Source organism: Acetobacter garciniae (assembly GCF_017377735.1).
Classification (GTDB): Bacteria; Pseudomonadota; Alphaproteobacteria; order Acetobacterales; family Acetobacteraceae; genus Acetobacter; species Acetobacter garciniae.
The window spans coordinates 868,706-886,918 of record NZ_JAFVMH010000001.1; the positions used below are offsets into that span (position 1 = coordinate 868,706).

At 61.0% G+C, this 18,213-nt stretch carries 13 protein-coding genes; 5 read left to right on the forward strand and 8 right to left on the reverse strand.

The annotated features are described in order from the left end of the window. Positions 1-58: 58 nt before the first annotated feature. Positions 59-964, reverse strand: a complete 906-nt coding sequence (locus J2D77_RS03885; RefSeq protein ID WP_207844932.1) for a LysR family transcriptional regulator — start codon at positions 962-964, stop codon at positions 59-61. Positions 965-1,112: 148 nt separating this feature from the next. Next, positions 1,113-2,033: a LysR family transcriptional regulator gene (locus tag J2D77_RS03890; protein WP_207844933.1), complete on the reverse strand. Its 921-nt coding sequence runs from the start codon at positions 2,031-2,033 to the stop codon at positions 1,113-1,115. A 180-nt stretch (positions 2,034-2,213) separates the two neighbouring features. Between J2D77_RS03890 and J2D77_RS03895 the strand changes: the two genes are divergently transcribed. After that, positions 2,214-2,690: a lipocalin-like domain-containing protein gene (locus J2D77_RS03895; protein ID WP_207844934.1), complete on the forward strand. Its 477-nt coding sequence runs from the start codon at positions 2,214-2,216 to the stop codon at positions 2,688-2,690. Between the two features lie 171 nt (positions 2,691-2,861). On the opposite strand, the gene J2D77_RS03900 is transcribed toward J2D77_RS03895, so the two are convergent. From J2D77_RS03900 to J2D77_RS03915, 4 genes are all read right to left on the reverse strand, one after another. Further along, complete coding sequence (locus J2D77_RS03900; protein WP_207844935.1) at positions 2,862-3,926, reverse strand: alkene reductase; 1,065 nt, start codon at positions 3,924-3,926, stop codon at positions 2,862-2,864. Between the two features lie 241 nt (positions 3,927-4,167). After that, on the reverse strand, positions 4,168-7,347 hold the full coding sequence (locus tag J2D77_RS03905; RefSeq protein WP_207844936.1) for an error-prone DNA polymerase: 3,180 nt from the start codon (positions 7,345-7,347) through the stop codon (positions 4,168-4,170). Next, the gene (locus tag J2D77_RS03910) at positions 7,344-8,882 is read right to left on the reverse strand and encodes a Y-family DNA polymerase (protein ID WP_207844937.1); all 1,539 of its coding nucleotides are present in this window, start codon (positions 8,880-8,882) and stop codon (positions 7,344-7,346) included. The genes J2D77_RS03905 and J2D77_RS03910 overlap by 4 nt, the downstream gene beginning before the upstream one ends. Further along, on the reverse strand, positions 8,782-9,552 hold the full coding sequence (locus J2D77_RS03915) for an ImuA family protein (RefSeq protein WP_207844938.1): 771 nt from the start codon (positions 9,550-9,552) through the stop codon (positions 8,782-8,784). The genes J2D77_RS03910 and J2D77_RS03915 overlap by 101 nt, the downstream gene beginning before the upstream one ends. 190 nt (positions 9,553-9,742) lie before the next feature. Between J2D77_RS03915 and J2D77_RS03920 the strand changes: the two genes are divergently transcribed. The 4 genes from J2D77_RS03920 to J2D77_RS03935 all read left to right on the forward strand — a co-directional run bounded on the left by J2D77_RS03920 (position 9,743) and on the right by J2D77_RS03935 (position 15,033). Beyond that, positions 9,743-11,815, forward strand: a complete 2,073-nt coding sequence (locus tag J2D77_RS03920; protein ID WP_331000054.1) for an ATP-dependent helicase — start codon at positions 9,743-9,745, stop codon at positions 11,813-11,815. Between the two features lie 9 nt (positions 11,816-11,824). Next, positions 11,825-12,532 carry a YoaK family protein gene (locus tag J2D77_RS03925; RefSeq protein WP_207844939.1) on the forward strand — a complete coding sequence of 236 codons (708 nt, stop codon included), beginning with the start codon at positions 11,825-11,827 and terminating at the stop codon, positions 12,530-12,532. A 275-nt stretch (positions 12,533-12,807) separates the two neighbouring features. Beyond that, a complete protein-coding gene (locus J2D77_RS03930; RefSeq protein ID WP_207844940.1) occupies positions 12,808-13,116 on the forward strand; it encodes a hypothetical protein in 309 nt (102 codons plus the stop codon). Positions 13,117-13,287: 171 nt separating this feature from the next. Further along, positions 13,288-15,033, forward strand: a complete 1,746-nt coding sequence (locus J2D77_RS03935; protein WP_207844941.1) for an oleate hydratase — start codon at positions 13,288-13,290, stop codon at positions 15,031-15,033. Positions 15,034-15,272: 239 nt separating this feature from the next. Here the strand turns inward: J2D77_RS03935 and J2D77_RS03940 are convergent, their stop codons facing one another. Next, positions 15,273-17,258: a sensor histidine kinase gene (locus tag J2D77_RS03940; RefSeq protein WP_207844942.1), complete on the reverse strand. Its 1,986-nt coding sequence runs from the start codon at positions 17,256-17,258 to the stop codon at positions 15,273-15,275. 39 nt (positions 17,259-17,297) lie between these two features. Next, complete coding sequence (locus J2D77_RS03945) at positions 17,298-17,957, reverse strand: response regulator transcription factor (RefSeq protein WP_207844943.1); 660 nt, start codon at positions 17,955-17,957, stop codon at positions 17,298-17,300. Positions 17,958-18,213: the final 256 nt, after the last annotated feature.

Sequence of the window (18,213 nt, forward strand, 5' to 3'; positions counted from 1 at the left end):
CCCACGGCGTCCAAGACATTGTCATGATCTCATCATAAACGCTGTTTATAATGGTGTGTTACAGGGTCAGGATGTCGTTGAGCACGAGATGGCTTGCAATATCCCACGCCTTTGCCACCAATGCAGTCGTGACCGACTGCCGCAGGCGCACCAGCCCCACGGCAGGGGCGGGACACGCCAGAACCCTGCGGATCTGCAGGTTGGCTGCGGGTTCGCCCCGCTGCGGAAGGGCCGCAACGGGCAGAACCGTGGCCAGCCGCCCGGAAAGAAGTTCAGCATAAAGCAGTTCGAGCGAGTTGGTCTCGAACATGATATTGGGGCGTATCCCCGCTTTCTTGAAGCATCCATCCACGATCTGGCGGGTGCGCATGGAGGGGTCGAGCAGGCATAACGGCAGGCGGGCCACATCGTCCCATCCGCATGTCTTGCGCCCGCCCAGCGCCATGCCGGGGGCCGCTGCCAGGACATGCTGCTCGGCATAGAGTTCATGCACCACGAACGCATCGCCTGCAGGCACCTGGTCGAGATACATCACCCCCATCTGGATCCGGTGTTCCATAAGGTCGTGAAGGATGTCGGTGCTGGCAGAAAGGGTGAGCTTGACGTGCAGTGCGGGAATGGCGGCGCGCAGGCTTTCCATCAGGAACGGGATGATCTGCACGGCCGGGGGCATCGCACCCATACAAAGCGTGCCGCCCGCTATGTCATGGGCGAAATGCGCTTCCTGCCTGAGACCGTCCAGCGCCGCCACGGTTTGCCGTGCCCAGGCCAGAACGCGCTCGCCTTCCTGCGTGAAGCCGAAAACGCGGCGGTTGCGCTGCACGATCGGCACGCCCAGCTCATGCTCGAGCTGGCGGATCGCCATGGACAAGGCGGGCTGCGAAACGCCGCAGTGTTCGGCAGCGCGCGAGAAATGGCGGAACTGGTCAAGGGCGATCAGGTAGCTGAGCTGGCGAAGAAACACGCGGCAGGTCCATGGTGAGTAAAGCAGCCCCATTGTGTCCTTGAGGGGCCATTCTGGCAATTCCGCCCGGCCGTGGTGAATAGGCCCACCGGCCCGCCGGACGACACCGGTTTCGGGCAGTTACGGCGCGGGGTTGGGTGGACGTGCGTCATGTACCATCCAAGAACCCCGCGGTGCGAATATAGGGCCTGAGATCGTTCAGGAACGCCCTGATACTGGCCCTTGTGTGCTGGCGGCTTGGCAGGACCGCGTAAAGATCGATCTTTTCGCCTTGCAGGTCAGGAAAAATACGTACGAGCTTGCCTTCCTCCAGGTCCTGGTACACGTCGCATAGCAGCTTGTAGGCAATGCCCTGCCCCGATAACGCCCAGTCGTGGATGATCTCGGCATTGGTGGTGGACAGGCGTGGCTCCACGGTTACGACATCGGTTTCCGTCTCGTTCCCGATCACCCATTTGTTGAGCAGGGCCATGGTCTTGTTCCGCCGCAGGCACAGGCAGTCGTGTTTCGTGAGTTCACGCGGGTGGGTCGGCAGGGACCGGCGGGCAATATAGGCGGGGGATGCACACAGAACGCGGATGGTGGAGGCCAGGCGTGTGACCACCGCCCCCGGTGTATCGGGAAGCCCCAGCCTGAGAACCACATCCAGCGAGTCACTGAAATCGTAAACACCTTCGGATGCGAGTGCTAGAGTGATCGTAAGCTTGGGATGTTTCGCACTGAAGGCTTCTATGAACGGGGCGATCTGCCTGCGGCCCAGTTCCACCGGGGCGCCGATACTCAGCGTTCCACGCGGCGCGCTGGTGGTGAAGGAAATTTCCTCCTCAAGGTGGTCGATATTGGCGACAATGCCCAGCCCACGCTCGTAATAGAGGCGGCCTGTCTCGCTCAGCCCGAAATGCCGCGTGTTGCGAATGACAAGGGTGCTGCCCAGCCTGGCCTCGATCCGGGCAAGCCTGCGGGACACGGCGGCGGGGGATGTGCCCAGGCTGCGCGCGCCCGCACTCAGGCTGCCGGCATCCACCAGGCTGATGAAAAAACGCAGGTCTCCGATTTCGTCATAGGACAAGAATGCTCTCTCCCCTTTGCCTGAATATAGGGCTTATCTTTGCGCCTAGCGTAATATTATTTTTCCTTAAATGTTACTACCGATCAATTTGAGGAGAGGGCATGCTTGGCGCAACACAGATCGAAGACGCCCGGCGCAACACCATAGCCGGGCGATATGTGCCAGCAATGGAACGGAAACATGTCAATTCAGGATGTCGTTCAGCACAGCCATGCTGAACTGGAAAATGAGGAACTCAGAGCAAAACTCGTGGGGACGTGGGAACTCGTTTCCTACCGGGTGGAAGAAAAGGAAAGCGGGTCCTTCATCAACGCCATGGGGCCGGCACCCAGGGGCCGCGTGATCTTCACCCCCGACGGCTGGGTAGCCTTCAACCTCGAAGGCAGCAACCGTCACCCCGCCACCAATGACGCGGAACGCGCCCATCTTATGAAAACCCTGGTCGCTTATATCGGTCGCTACCGGGTCGAAGGCAATCAGTGGATCACCAGTGTCCAGACCGCTTGGGCGCCTGAATGGGTCGGCACGGAACAGCGCCGCACCGTCACGGTTTCGGGCGATTACGCGGATGTGCTGACACCGTGGCGGAAAATGCCCAACTGGGCCGCAGGTCGCCTGTCGCGCAGCATCATCCGGTTCCGCCGCGCTTCCACCTAGGATCAGGACAGCCGCTCCGGCGATTGGCGCGGCACAGTAAACCGGGTTGCGGATGTGCTGCATGCCATGCCTGCTCCGCCACAAAGTGAGCGAGCCCCGGTTTGCGCGCAAAGCACATGCCGGGGGCCCGCCCACGTGGCGGATCGACACCGCCGAGCCGGGGATTTTCGCTTAGTCCCCTGAAGCGCCGAGTGTGGGGTAGTCGATATAACCGCGTGCATCGCCCCCGTAGAAGGTGGACGGATCTGGCGGCGTCAGGTCCGCGCCGGTCCGTAGCCGTTCCGGCAGATCGGGGTTGGCGATAAAGGCCTTGCCGAAGGCGACGGCATCGGCCCTTCCCTCCTCGATCGCCTTTTCGGCCGAAGCGCCCGTAAAGGCCTCGTTGGCGATGTAGACGCCCCCGAATGTTTTTTTCAACTGCGGGCCGAGGCTGTCCGGCCCCACCGCTTCGCGCGCGCAGATGAAGGCAATGCCGCGGCGGCCCAGTTCGCTTGCCACATAGCCAAAGGTCGCCGCCGGATTGCTGTCGCCCATGTCATGGGCATCGCAGCGGGGGGAAAGATGCATGCCCACACGGCCCGGGCCCCAGACGGTAATGGCGGCATCCGTCACTTCCAGCATCAGCCGGGCCCGGTTCTCGATGGAGCCACCATACTGGTCGGTACGGTGGTTGGTGGAATCCTGCAGGAACTGGTCGAGCAGATAGCCATTTGCGCCGTGAATTTCGACACCATCGAAATGGGCTTCATGCGCCAGTTCGGCCCCACGCCGAAAGGTGGCCACAATGCCGGGAATTTCATGGGTTTCCAATGCGCGGGGCGTCACGTAGGGGCGTTCGGGACGCAACTGGCTGACATGCCCTTTCGCGGCAATGGCGCTGGGGGCAACCGGCAGTTCCCCGCCAAGGAAAACGGGATCGGAAATCCTGCCCACATGCCAGAGCTGGAGAAAAATGCGACCGCCGACATCATGCACGGCCGAGGTGATCTTGCGCCAGCCTTCCACATGTTCCGGCAGCCAGAGTCCGGGCACCCCGGCATAGCCGATCCCCTGGGGAGAAACCGGTGTCGCTTCGGAGATGATCAGCCCGGCCAGGGCGCGCTGGACGTAATAGGTCGCCATCAGGTCGTTGGGGATATGGCTCTCCCCCGCGCGCTGGCGAGTGAGTGGCGCCATGATGACCCGGTTGGGCAGCGTAAGGGCCCCGACCTGAAGGGGTGTAAAAAGAGAAGCCAATGTCTGTCTCCGGACAAGTGGTGGACTCCCGTAAAAGCATGCACCCCTGTTCTTCCAGCCGCAAGGGAACGCCCTGCCGGGTCTTGCCAAAGGGCGGCTGGGTTGCTTTGGGCCCGATGTCCGGAACCATGCCGACAAGCCTGATAATGAAGAATAAAAGTTTTTGGCTGCCGTCTTTTTTCAAAAATGTGATTTTCCCCTGAAGCTTTTTGGAAAAAGCTTCACCAGAAACTTTTATCTCTTAGTGAAAATTGCGTGATTTGACGGTAATGTTTTCGGCCATGATCGTCTGATCAGGGGGCGATGATGGATGATGCAGGGACCGGTTGCCGATATCGGCAAGCAATGCCGACAGGTCACGGATTTCGCGCGCCACAAGATGCACCACCTCCCCTTCCTTTTGCAGGCTGCCCTTTACCGCCAGCATCTGCCCGGCAAGGACGACGCGCCGATAGGTCTCGAAAAGGTCGGGCCAGATGATGACATTGAGATTGGCTGTCTCGTCCTCCAATGTCAGGAACACCACGCCATCGGCCGAGCCGGGGCGCTGGCGGACCAGCACCAGCCCCGCAGCACTCAGCCTTAGCCCATCCTTCGCATCCAGTGCCTGCCGGCAGGAGAGAATACCCAACCGGTGCAGGTCAGCCCGCACAAAGGCTACGGGGTGGTCGCGCAGGGTCAGGCCAAGCCGGTTGTAGTCGCGTATTACCTCGGCCCCGCAGCGCATGGGCTGAAGCAGCACCGGGCTCTCTTCCACCTCCCGCGTGACCTGTGCTGCCGCAAACAGGGGCAGCGGTTCATCCCGCAGCGCCTTGATGGCCCACAGCGCGTCGCGTCGGGCCAGGCCCAGGGCGGGGCGGAACGCATCGGCTTCGGCCAGATGGGTGAGCGCTGCCACCTTGACCCCTGCCCGCCGCCACAGATCATCGACCGATACAAAAGGACGCGCACCACGGGCCGCCACGATCCGGGCTGCATCTTCATTGGCCAGCCCTTTCACCAGGCTCATGCCCAGGCGCACGGCAAAGTGTTTTCCACCGTCCTTATGCCTTTCCAGCGTGCTGTCCCAGCGTGACGCGTTCACGCAGACGGGCCGTACGTCCACCCCATGTTCGCGCGCATCCCTGACCAGTTGGGCCGGGGCATAGAACCCCATGGGCTGGCTGTTCAGGAGGGAGGCCAGAAACACATCCGGGTGCGTGCATTTCATCCATGATGACGTATAGGCCAGAATGGCGAAACTGGCGGCATGGCTTTCGGGAAATCCGTAGGAGCCAAAACCTTCGAGCTGCTGGAAAATACGCTCGGCAAATTCTTCATCGTAGCCGTTGGCGCGCATGCCCTCTATCAGCCGGGTCTGAAACTGCGAAACCGTGCCCGTGTTCTTGAAGGTTGCCATCGCACGGCGCAGTTGATCGGCTTCCGCCGCCGTGAACCCGGCACAGACCATGGCCACCTGCATCGCCTGTTCCTGAAACAGCGGAATACCCAGTGTCTTTTTCAGGACTTTTTCCAGCTCTTTCGTGGGGTAATCTTCCGGTTCTATTTTCTCGCGGCGGCGCAGATAGGGGTGCACCATGTCCCCCTGGATCGGGCCGGGCCGGACGATCGCCACCTCAATGGTCAGGTCGCCCAGGCTGCGCGGCTTCAGGCGCGGCAGCATGGACATTTGCGCCCGGCTTTCGATCTGGAAAACGCCGATCGTGTCCGCCCGGCAGATCATGTCGTAAGTAGCGGTGTCATCCGGGGGCACAGTTTGCAGTGTAAAGTGCTGTCCCTTGTATTCGGCCAGCAGGTCCAGCCCTTTCTTCATGCAGGTGAGCATGCCAAGGGCCAGCACATCCACCTTCATGAATTTCAGGACATCGATATCGTCCTTGTCCCATTCGATGATCTGGCGCTGGTCCATGGATGCGGGTTCGATCGGCACCAGTTCGTCCAGCCGGTCATGTGTCAGCACAAACCCGCCGGGATGCTGCGACAGGTGGCGTGGCACGCCGATCAGGCAGCGCGCCAGGTCCAGTGTCAGGCGGATACGCCGGTCCGACAGGTCAATGCCTGTTTCATTGAGGGATTCATCGTCCAGCTTGCGCCCCCAACCCCAGATCTGCCCCGAAAGCGTGCGGATCAGGTCTTCGGGCAGGCCCATGACCTTGCCCACGTCGCGCAGCGCCCCCTTGGCGCGGTAGCGGATTACCACCGCCGTCAGCGCCGCCCGGTCGCGGCCGTAATGCTCGTAAACCCACTGGATCACCTGCTCGCGCCTTGCGTGCTCGAAATCCACGTCGATATCCGGCGGCTCGCCCCGTTCTTCGGACACGAACCGTTCGAACAGCAGCGAATTGTTCGCCGGATCGATGGCGGTAATGCCCAGCACGTAGCAGACAGCACTATTGGCCGCAGACCCCCGCCCCTGGCAGAGAATATCCTGGCTGCGGGCATAGCGGACAATGCTGTTCACGGTCAGGAAATACGGCGCGTAGTGCATGCGCGCGATCAGGCCGAGTTCGTGATTGAGGCTTTTGCGGACATCGGCGGGAATGCCACCAGGATAGGTTTGTTCAGCCCCTGCCCATGTCAGGGCTTCCAGTGCCTGCTGCGGTGTCTGCCCGGGTACGGATACCTCGTCGGGATATTGATAGGCCAGGTCGTCCAGGCTGAAGCGGCAACGCGCCATGATCTCCAGCGTGCGGCTGATCGCTTCGGGGTAGCGCGCGAACAGCCGCGCCATCTCCTGCGGCGGCTTGAGATAGCGGTCCGCATGGCGTTCGCGGACAAACCCCGCCTCATCGATCGTGGTGTTGTGGCGGATGCAGGTGACCACATCCTGGAGAATGCGCCGGTCATGGGTATGAAACAGCACATCGTTGGTCACCACCGTCGGCACCCGCGCCTGCCGGGCCAGGTTTGCAAGTTCATATAGCCGCATCTGGTCATTGGGGCGGCGCAGCAGGGTCAGCGCCATATAGGCCCGCTCAGCAAAAGCGTCTTTCAGCTTGCGCAGATGCAGGGCACAGGCATCGTCTGCCACGTCGGGGATCAGGACAACGAGCAGCCCTTCGCTCCACGTGAGCAGATCCGCCCATAGCAGGTGGCATTTGCCTTTGCCGGCCCGGGCCTTGCCGATGCTCAGCAACCGGCACAACCGGCCATAGGCGGCCCGGTCCATGGGGTAGACCAGCACCGGCGGAAAATCCGCAAGGTCGAGACGACACCCCACCACAAGCCGCAACCCTACCTGCTTTGCCGCCACATGGGCCTGCACCATGCCTGCCAGCGTGTTCCGGTCGCAAATGCCCAGTGCCTCAAGGCCAAGGGCTTTCGCCTGTTCGAACAGTTCAAGCGGCGAAGACGCCCCGCGCAGGAACGAGAAATACGTCGTGACCTGCAATTCGGCGTAGAGGGGGGTGGAGGCACTCATCCGAATATGCCGTGGATAAACCAGCCCTGCGATCCGGTTTCGCCATGTTCGCCATCCCCTGCCCGATAGAGCCAGAACCGTTCGCCATGCGTGTCTTCCACCCGGAAATAATCGCGCGCAATCGTCAGTTCTGCATCGTTCTTCCACCATTCCCCAAACACGCGTTCGGGGCCGTCCGCGCATTTCACCTTTCGCCGCACGCCGCGCCAGATGAAGAACAGGGGCGGCTGGTCCGGCAGTTCCGCCATGGCCTGCACGGCTTCGGGCCGGGCCAGCAGGCGCGTGGGGCGGGGCCAATGCTCGGGCCAGTCCTTTGTTCCTTCCGGGGCCAGCGCGGGCACGCGGCAGAAGGAGCGTTCGGGCAGGTCGCTTTCTACCGGGGTAAAACGGTACAGGGCCTGCGTGCCTACACGGTTGGCCAACGTGTCGATCAGGTCGGACACGTCCGCTTCTTCTTCCGCGATCAGGGAAGACACCCTCTGCCGCCGCTCCATCGGTTCGGTCAGGGCTGCGATCAGCACCATGCGCTCGATGCCAAAGCCCGGATCGATGGTCTCGATCTTTTCGCAAAGCAGCCGGGTCAGGCGTTTGATGTCCCGCACGGGCATGGCTGTTACCACACGGATGGCCTGAATGCGGCTGTCCACCCGATGCAGCAGCAGGTCGAGCCGCCTTACCCCCTCTGCCCGCGTGTCCAGCGCCTGGCAAAGTGGGGGCACCAGCTTGCCGATGTAGCGGGCAATGGTCTGGGCGGCGGCAATGGGTTCGGCAAAACTGCGCGCGACCTCCACCGGTTCAAGGGGGCGCACGGGGATAATGGCCTCCCCCACGCGCCCAAGGGCCTGATCGAGCCTTTGGGCTACATCCGGGCCAAAACGCAGCACCAGCGGCGCACGCGGCATGGCGGCGAGTGCTCCGATGCGCGACACACCCAGCGTGGCCAGCCCTTCGACAATAGAAGCCGAAAGCCGCAGGGCCTCTACGGGCAGCTCAGCCAGTGCCCGAACCGTCTGGCCCGCCGGCACCACGGCAATCGGTGCGCGCCCATAGCGGGCCAGTCCGTGCGCTGCCCCCCATGTATCCGCCACCACGGCCCGGGCCCGAATGCCCACCCCCGCCAGGCGATGGAGCATGTCCTTGAGCATGGCCATCTCACCGCCATGCAGGTGATCGGCCCCGGTCGTATCCAGCACCAGCCCGTCCGGCGCATCGACCGCCACAATGGGGGATATGCGCTGCTGAAACCACAGCGCCAGCTTTTCCAGCCCCTGCCGGTCGCCCTGGGGGTCTGCGTCCATCAGCACCAGGTCGGGGTAAAGTGCCTGCGCCTTGGCGACAGGCGTGCCCGGGCGCAGGCCCAGTCTGCGGGCGGCCAGATCGAGAGAAAGCACGACCCGTCGCGATCCCTCGCGCCCCACCAGTGCCAGGGGCGTGTCAGGCCCTGGCGCGTCTTTGCCCAGCTTCTTCCTGATCCGATCCGTCGGCCAGAGCGGCAGATAGAGCGAGACGACACGGTGCAAGTCTTCCCTGGGCATCGCAGGCCTCCACTTCAAAATCGGCACATTCGCCCGCACGCGCACGGATAAGTTCCAGCCGCCAGCGTGCCCGCCCCACCCCCGCCACCGGCAGGGACACGGACGGCAGGACCGAGACCCGCCAGCGGGTGAGCGATGCTGTCGGCTGGCCGAAATCCGCCGCATTGCTTTGCCGCCGCCAGCGCCTTATGGCGATGCCGAGTACCCCCGATGTCTCGGCCGCCAGTTGCAGGCGCCGCGAAGCGGTCATGGACAGGCGAGCCACTTCGGCGACGACCGTCCCCAATCCGCCATGGCGCAGTCCTTCCTCGAAACAGGCCAGCACATCCGTATCGGTCCCGGCTTCCACATAGATGACCCGCCGTGCCGACAGGCCGACCTGCTTGAGGGCGGGTGCGAACACGTCCTGCCTTGTCACGATCCACAGCACCTTGCCGCGGGTGCGTGCCGCGATCCCTGCGCAGAACTGTCCGGCGGCGGCACTGTGCAGGGCGTCACTGCCGCCGCCTGCCACCTCGTGCAGCGCACCTAGCACCAGACCACCGCCGGGCAGGCGGCTGTCGATCTCGGGCACGCCAAAGGGCAATGTGGGCCGCCTGAGCCGATTATGACCTTCAAGACGGCTGATCTGCTCTCTCAGCGCCTCCAACGCGGGACGAGGTGCGGACATGGGACAAAACAATCCATTATGGCTTCCCAACCAGTGGGCAGAGCATTATGTTCGTCATTTGTTCTATATCGAGGACGAAAGTCAACGCATTTCCCAAAGATGTGCGGAATTTGATACGGACAGGATCGTGGTGGAAACTCCATGAGTTCGTCAGAGAAAATCTGAATTTCAGGGAGTTACGGGAGCAATCGTGGGCGACGCATATCTCGACAGGCTGAATGACGCGCAACGCGCCGCCGTGACCCATGGAGTCGTGAACGGCGTGGCATGTCCTGCCGCTCCCCTGCTGGTCATTGCCGGGGCCGGGTCGGGCAAGACCAACACGCTCGCCCACCGGGTTGCCCACCTGATTGTCAGCGGCGCCGATCCGCGCCGTATCCTGCTGCTGACCTTCTCGCGCCGTGCCAGTGCGGAAATGGCGCGGCGTGTCGAACGGATCTGCGGGGTGGTGCTGGGTGATCGGGCCGGCATTATGGCCGACGCGCTGGCCTGGAGCGGCACCTTCCACGGCATTGGGGCGCGCATCATTCGCGACTATGCGGAGCAGATCGGCATCAATCCGGCCTTTTCCATCCACGACCGGGAGGATTCCGCCGATCTGCTGAACCTCATGCGCCATGAACTGGGGTTCTCGAAAACGCAGAGCAGGTTCCCCGCCAAGGGCACCTGCCTTGCGATCTATTCCCGCGTGGTCAATTCGCAACTCCCGCTGGGGGATGTGCTGATGCGGCATTACCCGTGGTGTGCGATGTGGGAAGACCAGCTTAAAAGCCTGTTCAGCACCTATGTAGCGGCCAAGCAGGCGCAGAACGTGCTGGATTACGATGACCTGTTGCTGGTCTGGGCCCAGATGATGGCCGAACCGGTCCTTGCCGAGGAGATCGGGGCCAGATGGGACCATGTGCTGGTCGATGAATATCAGGATACCAACCGGCTGCAGGACTCGATCCTGCATGGCATGAAACCCGATGGCAGGGGCATGACGGTGGTGGGGGATGACGCCCAGAGCATCTATGCCTTTCGCGCGGCAACCGTGCGCAATATCCTCGATTTTCCGTCCTCTTTCCCCAATCCAGGCACAGTGGTGACGTTGGAGCGCAATTACCGTTCCAGCCAGCCGATCCTTGCCGCCGCCAATGCCGTGATCGAACAGGCCACCGAACGGTTTAGCAAGACCCTGTGGACGGACCGGCTGTCCGACGCCCTGCCTCGTCTGGTTTCGGTCAGGGACGATGCCGATCAGGCCCGCTATATCGTGGAGCGCGTTCTTCAAAACCGCGAGGAAGGCATGGCCCTGATGCAGCAGGCGGTGCTGTTCCGGGCGTCCCACCATAGCGGTTCGCTGGAAGTTGAACTGACCCGGTGCAACATTCCGTTCGTAAAATTCGGGGGGCTGAAATTTCTCGACAGCGCGCATGTGAAGGATGTGCTGGCAATGCTGCGTTTCGCCCAGAACCCGCGTGACCGGGTTGCCGGGTTCCGGATCTTGCAATTACTCCCCGGTGTGGGGCCGAATTCGGCCCGCCGCGTGCTGGACACCATGCAGGCCGCGCCCGATCCCCTTATGGCGCTGGCGGACATGAAGGCCCCGCCGCGCGCGGGGGAAGGCTGGAGCGGCTTTGTGGGGACAATGCAGGGCCTGCGCAGTCGCGCCAGTGGATGGCCGGCTGAGATCGGGCTTGTCCGCCACTGGTATGAACCGCATCTTGAACGCCTGCATGAGGACGCGACCATGCGCCTGGCCGACCTTGTGCAACTGGAACAGATTGCGGGGGGCTATCCCTCGCGCGAGAAATTCCTGACCGAACTGACGCTGGACCCGCCGGATGCGACATCCGACCAGGCCGGCGTGCCGCTGCTGGACGAGGATTACCTGATCCTGTCCACCATCCATTCCGCCAAGGGGCAGGAATGGCGCAGCGTTTTCGTGCTCAATGCCGTCGATGGCTGCATCCCTTCCGATCTGGGCACGGGCGAGACCGAGGAAATCGATGAGGAACGCCGCCTGCTTTACGTGGCCATGACGCGGGCCAAGGATAGTCTCGATATCATGGTGCCGCAGCGCTTTTATGTGCATGGCCAGCATGGCATGGGGGACCGGCATGTCTATGCGGCGCGCACGCGCTTTATCGAGCGGGCGATGCTGCCCTTGTTCGAAAGCATGGCCTGGCCCATCGTGACACCGGAGGAGGAAAAGCGGCAGGATGGGGTCCGGCAGGTGCGGATCGATATGGGCGCGCGGCTGCGTGGCATGTGGGGATAGGAGGGCCAGGTGCTCGTTCACGAAGGGGCGGAACGGACTGTTGGGATCGACGGGCGGCTTGGCTGCTCGCTTGCCGCCATTGCCGGGGCGGTCAACGCGGCGGGTTTTCTGGCGGTTGGCTATTATTCCGCCAACATGACGGGGAACGTGTCCACACTGGCGACCGGGCTGCACGGCGGACATTCCGGCCTGGTTGCGTCATGCCTGGGGCTGATCGGCGCCTTTGTGGTGGGGGCGGTGCTGTCCACCCTGCTGGTCAATGCCGGCCGCCGACGTGCCCTTCCCTCCATTTATGCCTGGAGCATCCTGCTTGAAGCCGCCTTGCTGGGTATATTGGGGCTGGTCGACATGCTCCTGCCCGCAACGCCGCGCGGGCCGACGCTGGCCTATGGGCTGAGTTTTCTCATGGGTCTGCAAAACGCCACCGTCACGCGGATTTCGGGCGCGCGCGTGCGCACCACCCATATGACCGGCATGCTGACCGATGTCGGGATCGAACTGGCGGACTGGCTGGATTCCTTCATCCACCCTGTGGACCCCGCCCAGCTTGCCCGCACGCGTGAGCGCCTGTGGCTGCATGGCGGAATTGTCCTGTCCTTTACGGCAGGTGGCATTGCGGGGGCGTTTCTTTATGGCTGGTGGTCGGCCACTTTCCTGCTTGTGCTGGCGGGGTTGCTGGTCTGCCTGTCTTTTCCCGGCACCCGACGGTTGAGATAAAAACTGCGTTACCAAAAGGCCATGTCGGTATTCGTCCAACTCCGCCGGGCCGTGGCATTCCAGTAATCGGGGCCGTTCGGGTGGCCTTGGCTGCGCCATTATCTGTGCCTCATTCTGCCTGAATCATCATTGTTTCACCGCTGATTTGAGGAATTTTAAAAGTTTATTTGCGCATATCAGATATTTCCTGACGACTGTTTACTCCCTCATAATTGCTCCATACCTTTTGTTCGAACGCTGGCAGACAACACCGCCAGCGAAAAGGATATTACGATATGAAAAAAGCATTTATCCTCACTGCTGCATTAGGTCTTGCCCTGCCCGTTTTCGCACACGCCGAAGAAGACCGGCAGTCCGAAAGCGGTAATTACCGTGAACATGGTCACCGCGATGGCGATCGCCATAATGATCGTGACCAGGCAAACAATGAGTCCAGCGACCGCGGCAGCCGCTCGTATGGCAACCGTGAAGACGGGAACTCCAGCCGTGAACACAGCCGTGGTGAAAATGGCGGCCATGAACGCCATGGTCATCGTTCGGGCGGCGAACATGGCCAGCGTGACAGCGACAGTCAGAGCAACTGATTGTCTCTGCCAGCGCGCAGAAAGAAAAGGGCGGCTCCACGGAGCCGCCCTTTTTTCTTGGCGTTGACGCATATCAACGAGAGCAATCGCCCCACGGAATACTATAGTCCTGCCAAGCCTTTTTATCCTTGAACCGAACGCCCCGTACGGGCGTAAAAGAAGCGATGTGTGATGAGATACGCCCATAGCAATTTCGAAGCCTTTGTGCGCCCGGCAAAACCCTCCGGCATTGAAAGCCGTTCGGCATGGATTGTCGGCGGCGGCCTTGCTGGCATGGCGGCAGCGGCCTTCCTGATCCGTGATGCCCAGATGACGCCATCGAAAATTACCATTCTCGAAGCGTCGGACGCCAATGGCGGGGCGCTGGATGGTGCGGGGAATGCCCAGACCGGCTGGCTGATCCGCGGCGGTCGCGAGATGGAAGAACAGTTCCAGTGCCTGTGGGATCTGTATCGTTCGATCCCGTCGCTGGAAGTGCCCGATGCCTCGGTGCTTGATGAATTCTACCGGCTCAACCGGGTCGATCCCAGCAGCAGCCCTGTGCGGGCCATGTGCGGGCGTGGCAAGCCGCTCCCCGATCGGGACAGCCTGACCCTGACCGGCAAGGCACGGCGGGAGATCATTTCCCTCATTCTCGCGGATGAGGAAAAGCTGGGTGGCAAGACCATCGCCGACGTCCTGTCCGACGATTTCATGAAATCGAATTTCTGGCTGTTCTGGCGTTCGATGTTCGCTTTCGAGACCTGGCACAGCGCCATCGAGATGAAACGCTACCTTGCCCGCTTCGTGCACCAGATCCTGGGGCTGAAAGACCTGCACACACTGAAGTTCACAAAGTTCAACCAGCAGGAATCCCTGAGCAAGCCGCTGGCCACGTGGCTGAGCGAAAAAGGTGTCGTATTCCGCCATGGTGTGCGGGCCACCAACGTGCGTATCGATACCGCTGCCGCAAGGAAGGTCGCGACCCGGATCGACTGGCTGGAAAATGGACAGCCAGGTGGCGTCGATGTCAATACCAGCGACCTGGTCTTTGTCACCAATGGCTCGATGGTGGAAAACTCCCGCTGGGGCGACCACCACACCCCTGCCCCGGTGGACACAACCATAGGGGAAGGCAATATCTGGCAGCTTTGGCGCAATATCGCAGCCCAGGACCCTGCTTTCGGGCGGCCGGACGTATTCTGCGGGGACGCCGCCAAATCCCGCTGGGAGTCCGCGACCGTTACCACGCTGGATGCGCGTATTCCCGAACTTGTGCAGAAGGTGACGGGGCGCGACCCATTCTCTGGCCGCACTGTTACGGGTGGCCCCATTACGTTCCAGGATTCCGCCTGGCTGATGAGCTGGGTTGTCAGCCGCCAGCCGCATTTCAAGGGGCAGCCGAAGGGGCAGATGGTGGCGTGGCTGTATGGCCTGTTCAGCGACGTGCCGGGCGATTACGTGAAAAAGCCCATGCAGGATTGCACGGGCGAGGAAATCACGCGTGAATGGCTGTTCCATATGGGCGTGCCAATGGACCAGATCGACGATATGGCAGCAACGGGGGCGATCACCCACCCCTGCATGATGCCCTTTATTACGGCGCAGTTCATGCCGCGCGGCCCGGGTGATCGGCCAAAAGTGGTGCCTGATGGCAGTGCCAACCTTGCCTTTCTCGGCCAGTTTGCCGAAACACCGCGCGATACGGTGTTCACCACCGAATATTCCGTCCGTACAGCGATGGAGGCAGTCTATACGTTGCTCGACATCGACCGCGCGGTCCCGGAAGTTTTTGGCAGCATCTATGACGTTCGCATGCTGCTGCAAGCCGCAGCCGAATTGCGGGACGGGAAGAAGGTGCCGGGTTCGGGCCTGCTCCACCACCTGACGGACGGCACGGAAATCGACAACCTGCTGGACCGCTACGGGCTGATCTGACAAAACCGGCCGGCACTTGCACCCATCCCGCCAGGGCCCGGCCTGGACCCGAACGCCTTGGTTCGGCTTCAGGATTTTTCCTGCCCTGACAAGGAATATATCGGTTTTTTCCGCGAGAACACCAGCAACCCGCTGGTGTTTTCGTTTGCTATTTCGGCCATGTCGTATGGCGACCATCCGCGCGGGGCACGCGAATTACCATGACGGGATGATACCTGATGACAATCATCAAGACAGGATCAAAGGTTTTTCATCGCTGAAAGCGACATTCCGGGCGAAAGCGTTGTGACCGATCCGTCGGGTTGCTGAATTGGCATCCACAACGTAAAGCGTGTGCCCTTTGCAAGAGCAGACCAGTGCGCACGGCTATTGATCGCCTGGGCCCGCCAACGGATATTATGCAGGCCGCGCCCACCTGTCGCCTGCTTGTTGGCGATAAAGCCCTTACCGTTATCCTCAACAAAAATTACGATAGCCAGCCCATCGACGCCGGTTGCAACACGGATACGATCCGCCCCGGCGTGTTTTATGATGTTGGCAATGACTTCCTGAAGAATGCGCAGGATATGCAGTGCTGCGGATGGCGTCAGCCAGACCAGCGGAGGCACTGCCTTTACGGACCATTCCAGCGTCATGCCATGTGCCTGAAAGCGCGAGGCAAGCCGGTAACGCAGATTAGCCAGCAGTACCAGCAGGTCGGCATCGACCGATTCCAGTGAATCGACTGTAATTTTCAAATCGTAAAGGCAGTCCTGCAATGTCTGGCGCAGCACGGCGTGGGGCGTATCCCCATTCGTCATATGAATGGCGCCGGTCAGGGTCGAGCCCAGGCCATCATGCATGTCACGCATCAGGCGCTGGCGTTCCGCACTCAGAAGATCGCGTTGTTCCACCTGCCGCAGGCGCTCGTAACTTTCGCGCAATGCGCTTTCCTGCAATTCAAATCGTGACTGCAACTGCTCCGTTGCCTGTTCCGCCGCGTGGAGTGAATCGACATACTGCCTGCCCAGCAGGTATAAACCATTGAACAGGACCAGCGGTATCAGGTAAGGCATGAGATAATTATGGTTTATGCCAATACGGTCATATGCCAATGCAACATCATGTATCACCCCCGGCAATAACAGCAGGTTACAGGTTATCAGCAAGAGACCGGCATGGGCCCCCCTACGCCACAGGCCGGTCGCCAGCGATGGCAGCATGGGAAGTGGCACAATCCAGCAACAGGCATAGAGACAGACTGAAAATATCCCACGCCAGTTATCCGGGCAGAACAGGGGCAGTGTCACGACAGAGCCCAACGCCACGCCCCCCACCAATAGGCGTTTCAGCCAGGGGAACGTGATTTCGGCCATATCGCTGCACAGCAGCCAGACAACAACGATCAACCAGCAGAGTGAAGTGATCGCACCCCAACTGATCCAGGACAAAGGGGCATATGTAAAATGCTCGCCCCCCAGGAAGAAAAGGCAGTAGGTCGCATACAAGACAACGGCTGCGACCTGATAATGGCACAGGTGCTCTACAGTGCGACCCATAGCCAGAACAGACAGCATGACGCTGCCCGAAAGCAGGAGGACCGCAAGGGCTGCGGGTAGCCAATACTGCATGACCCGGCGGATCCGGTAACGCCACGCCAATGCATCATAGGAACCGATCCGCGCTGCTGTCATAGCCCCCTGCCCCCCAGGTGGCATGTCCATGCGCAACGTGAGCACAGACGCGCCTGAAAACGGCAACTGGACCAAAACCGGGTAGCCTATTCCCTGCCCTGCGGCACCACCCTGCGAACACCAGACAAGCACACCGTTCTGGTACAGCGCGAGATGTCCCTGGGTTTTCCAGGCGGGAAGATAGAAACCGGTCCGCGCCCTGTCCCCATTGGCGGGCATGGGGGGAGCGATGGTGAAACGATACCAGGTCGTGGTCCTGGATCGCCGATTACCCTGATCAGGAAAAGCGGGAGGATAAAACCTGTCCGTATAGGGGAGTTCTATAGTCTGCCACGGACCAGTCGGGTCTTCCGCCGCAATATGGTCAGGCACTGTGGTGTCGAGATCGCCCGGTATGACCTGTTTTAAAAATTCCGCCCGGTCAAGCGATTGCTGCCACAATTCCGGACTGGAGCGGGTGGATGGCGGATATAGCAAGCATGCCAGCAACACCACGCTACACAGGCAAAGCATGCCGACAATACGGGAGAGGAACACCCACCTGGAACGCACGGCTTCTTGCATTACCTCACTCACACGAAGATGCGAAAATCAAGAATCCAGCCATCCCTGACGCCGGGCCAAGGTTACGGCCTCGATCCTCGAACCAACTGAAAGTTTTTGATAAATGCGTCGGACATAGGTGTGAACCGTATGTGTCGACACCTCGATCCGCCCCGCAATTTCAGACTCTGTAAAGCCTTGCGACACATAGCGCAACACTTCGAGTTCCCGCTCGGACAAGGACGGAACGATGCGGGCCGCCGGAACAGGCAGATGATGACGAAAGCGTGAAAGAACCTGCCGGGCAATTATCGGGCTGATCGGACTTCCCCCCCCATGGGACGTGCGAATGGCCTCCACTCTCTGCATTTCGTTGGCGTCCTTCAGAAGATAGCCGGCCGCACCCAGTGCAATGGCGTCCATTACGTAGCTTTCGTCGCCAAAAGTCGTGCTGATCAACACGGCACAGGACGGCCATAACTCCACGGCCGCCTTGAGCACATCCAGCCCCGACCCATCGGGCAAACCGATATCCGCCAGCAATACGTCCGCCGCCCTGCCCTGTAGCATTGCCAGCCCTTCGGCACGGCTGGTCGCGACCGAGTGCAGGACCATATCCGGCTGCTCATCAAGGGTTTTGCAGACGGCGTCGCGAAAGAGAGGATCATCCTCCACAATCGCAACACGGATACAATGAGAATGGTCCATGGCCGTCCATGATTGCTTGAAATACTGTTAAAAAAATCATTCCCGGGAATTTTGCAGGCAAAGGTCAGGTTTTATCAAATAAACGACCAGATCCATCAAATACAGGAGACTCTCCTGTCAACACCCTGCCGGGCAAACCACTGGACCCGGGCAGCCTGCCATGTGGCATCTGCCCAGCCGTTATCCATCGGCCCCGAGAATAAAAGCGCCTCACCAGGATTGGTGACCGGGTGAGGCAACCGAGCGCCGGATCAGC

Bases quoted from the DNA above. Each gene is read 5' to 3' on its own strand.
- J2D77_RS03895 (WP_207844934.1), top strand. From the start codon at position 2,214: ATGTCAATTCAGGATGTCGTTCAGCACAGCCATGCTGAACTGGAAAAT.
- J2D77_RS03935 (WP_207844941.1), top strand. From the start codon at position 13,288: ATGAGATACGCCCATAGCAATTTCGAAGCCTTTGTGCGCCCGGCAAAA.
- J2D77_RS03910 (WP_207844937.1), bottom strand. From the start codon at position 8,882: ATGCCCAGGGAAGACTTGCACCGTGTCGTCTCGCTCTATCTGCCGCTC.
- J2D77_RS03915 (WP_207844938.1), bottom strand. From the start codon at position 9,552: ATGTCCGCACCTCGTCCCGCGTTGGAGGCGCTGAGAGAGCAGATCAGC.
- J2D77_RS03905 (WP_207844936.1), bottom strand. From the start codon at position 7,347: ATGAGTGCCTCCACCCCCCTCTACGCCGAATTGCAGGTCACGACGTAT.
- J2D77_RS03930 (WP_207844940.1), top strand. From the start codon at position 12,808: ATGAAAAAAGCATTTATCCTCACTGCTGCATTAGGTCTTGCCCTGCCC.
- J2D77_RS03945 (WP_207844943.1), bottom strand. From the start codon at position 17,957: ATGGACCATTCTCATTGTATCCGTGTTGCGATTGTGGAGGATGATCCT.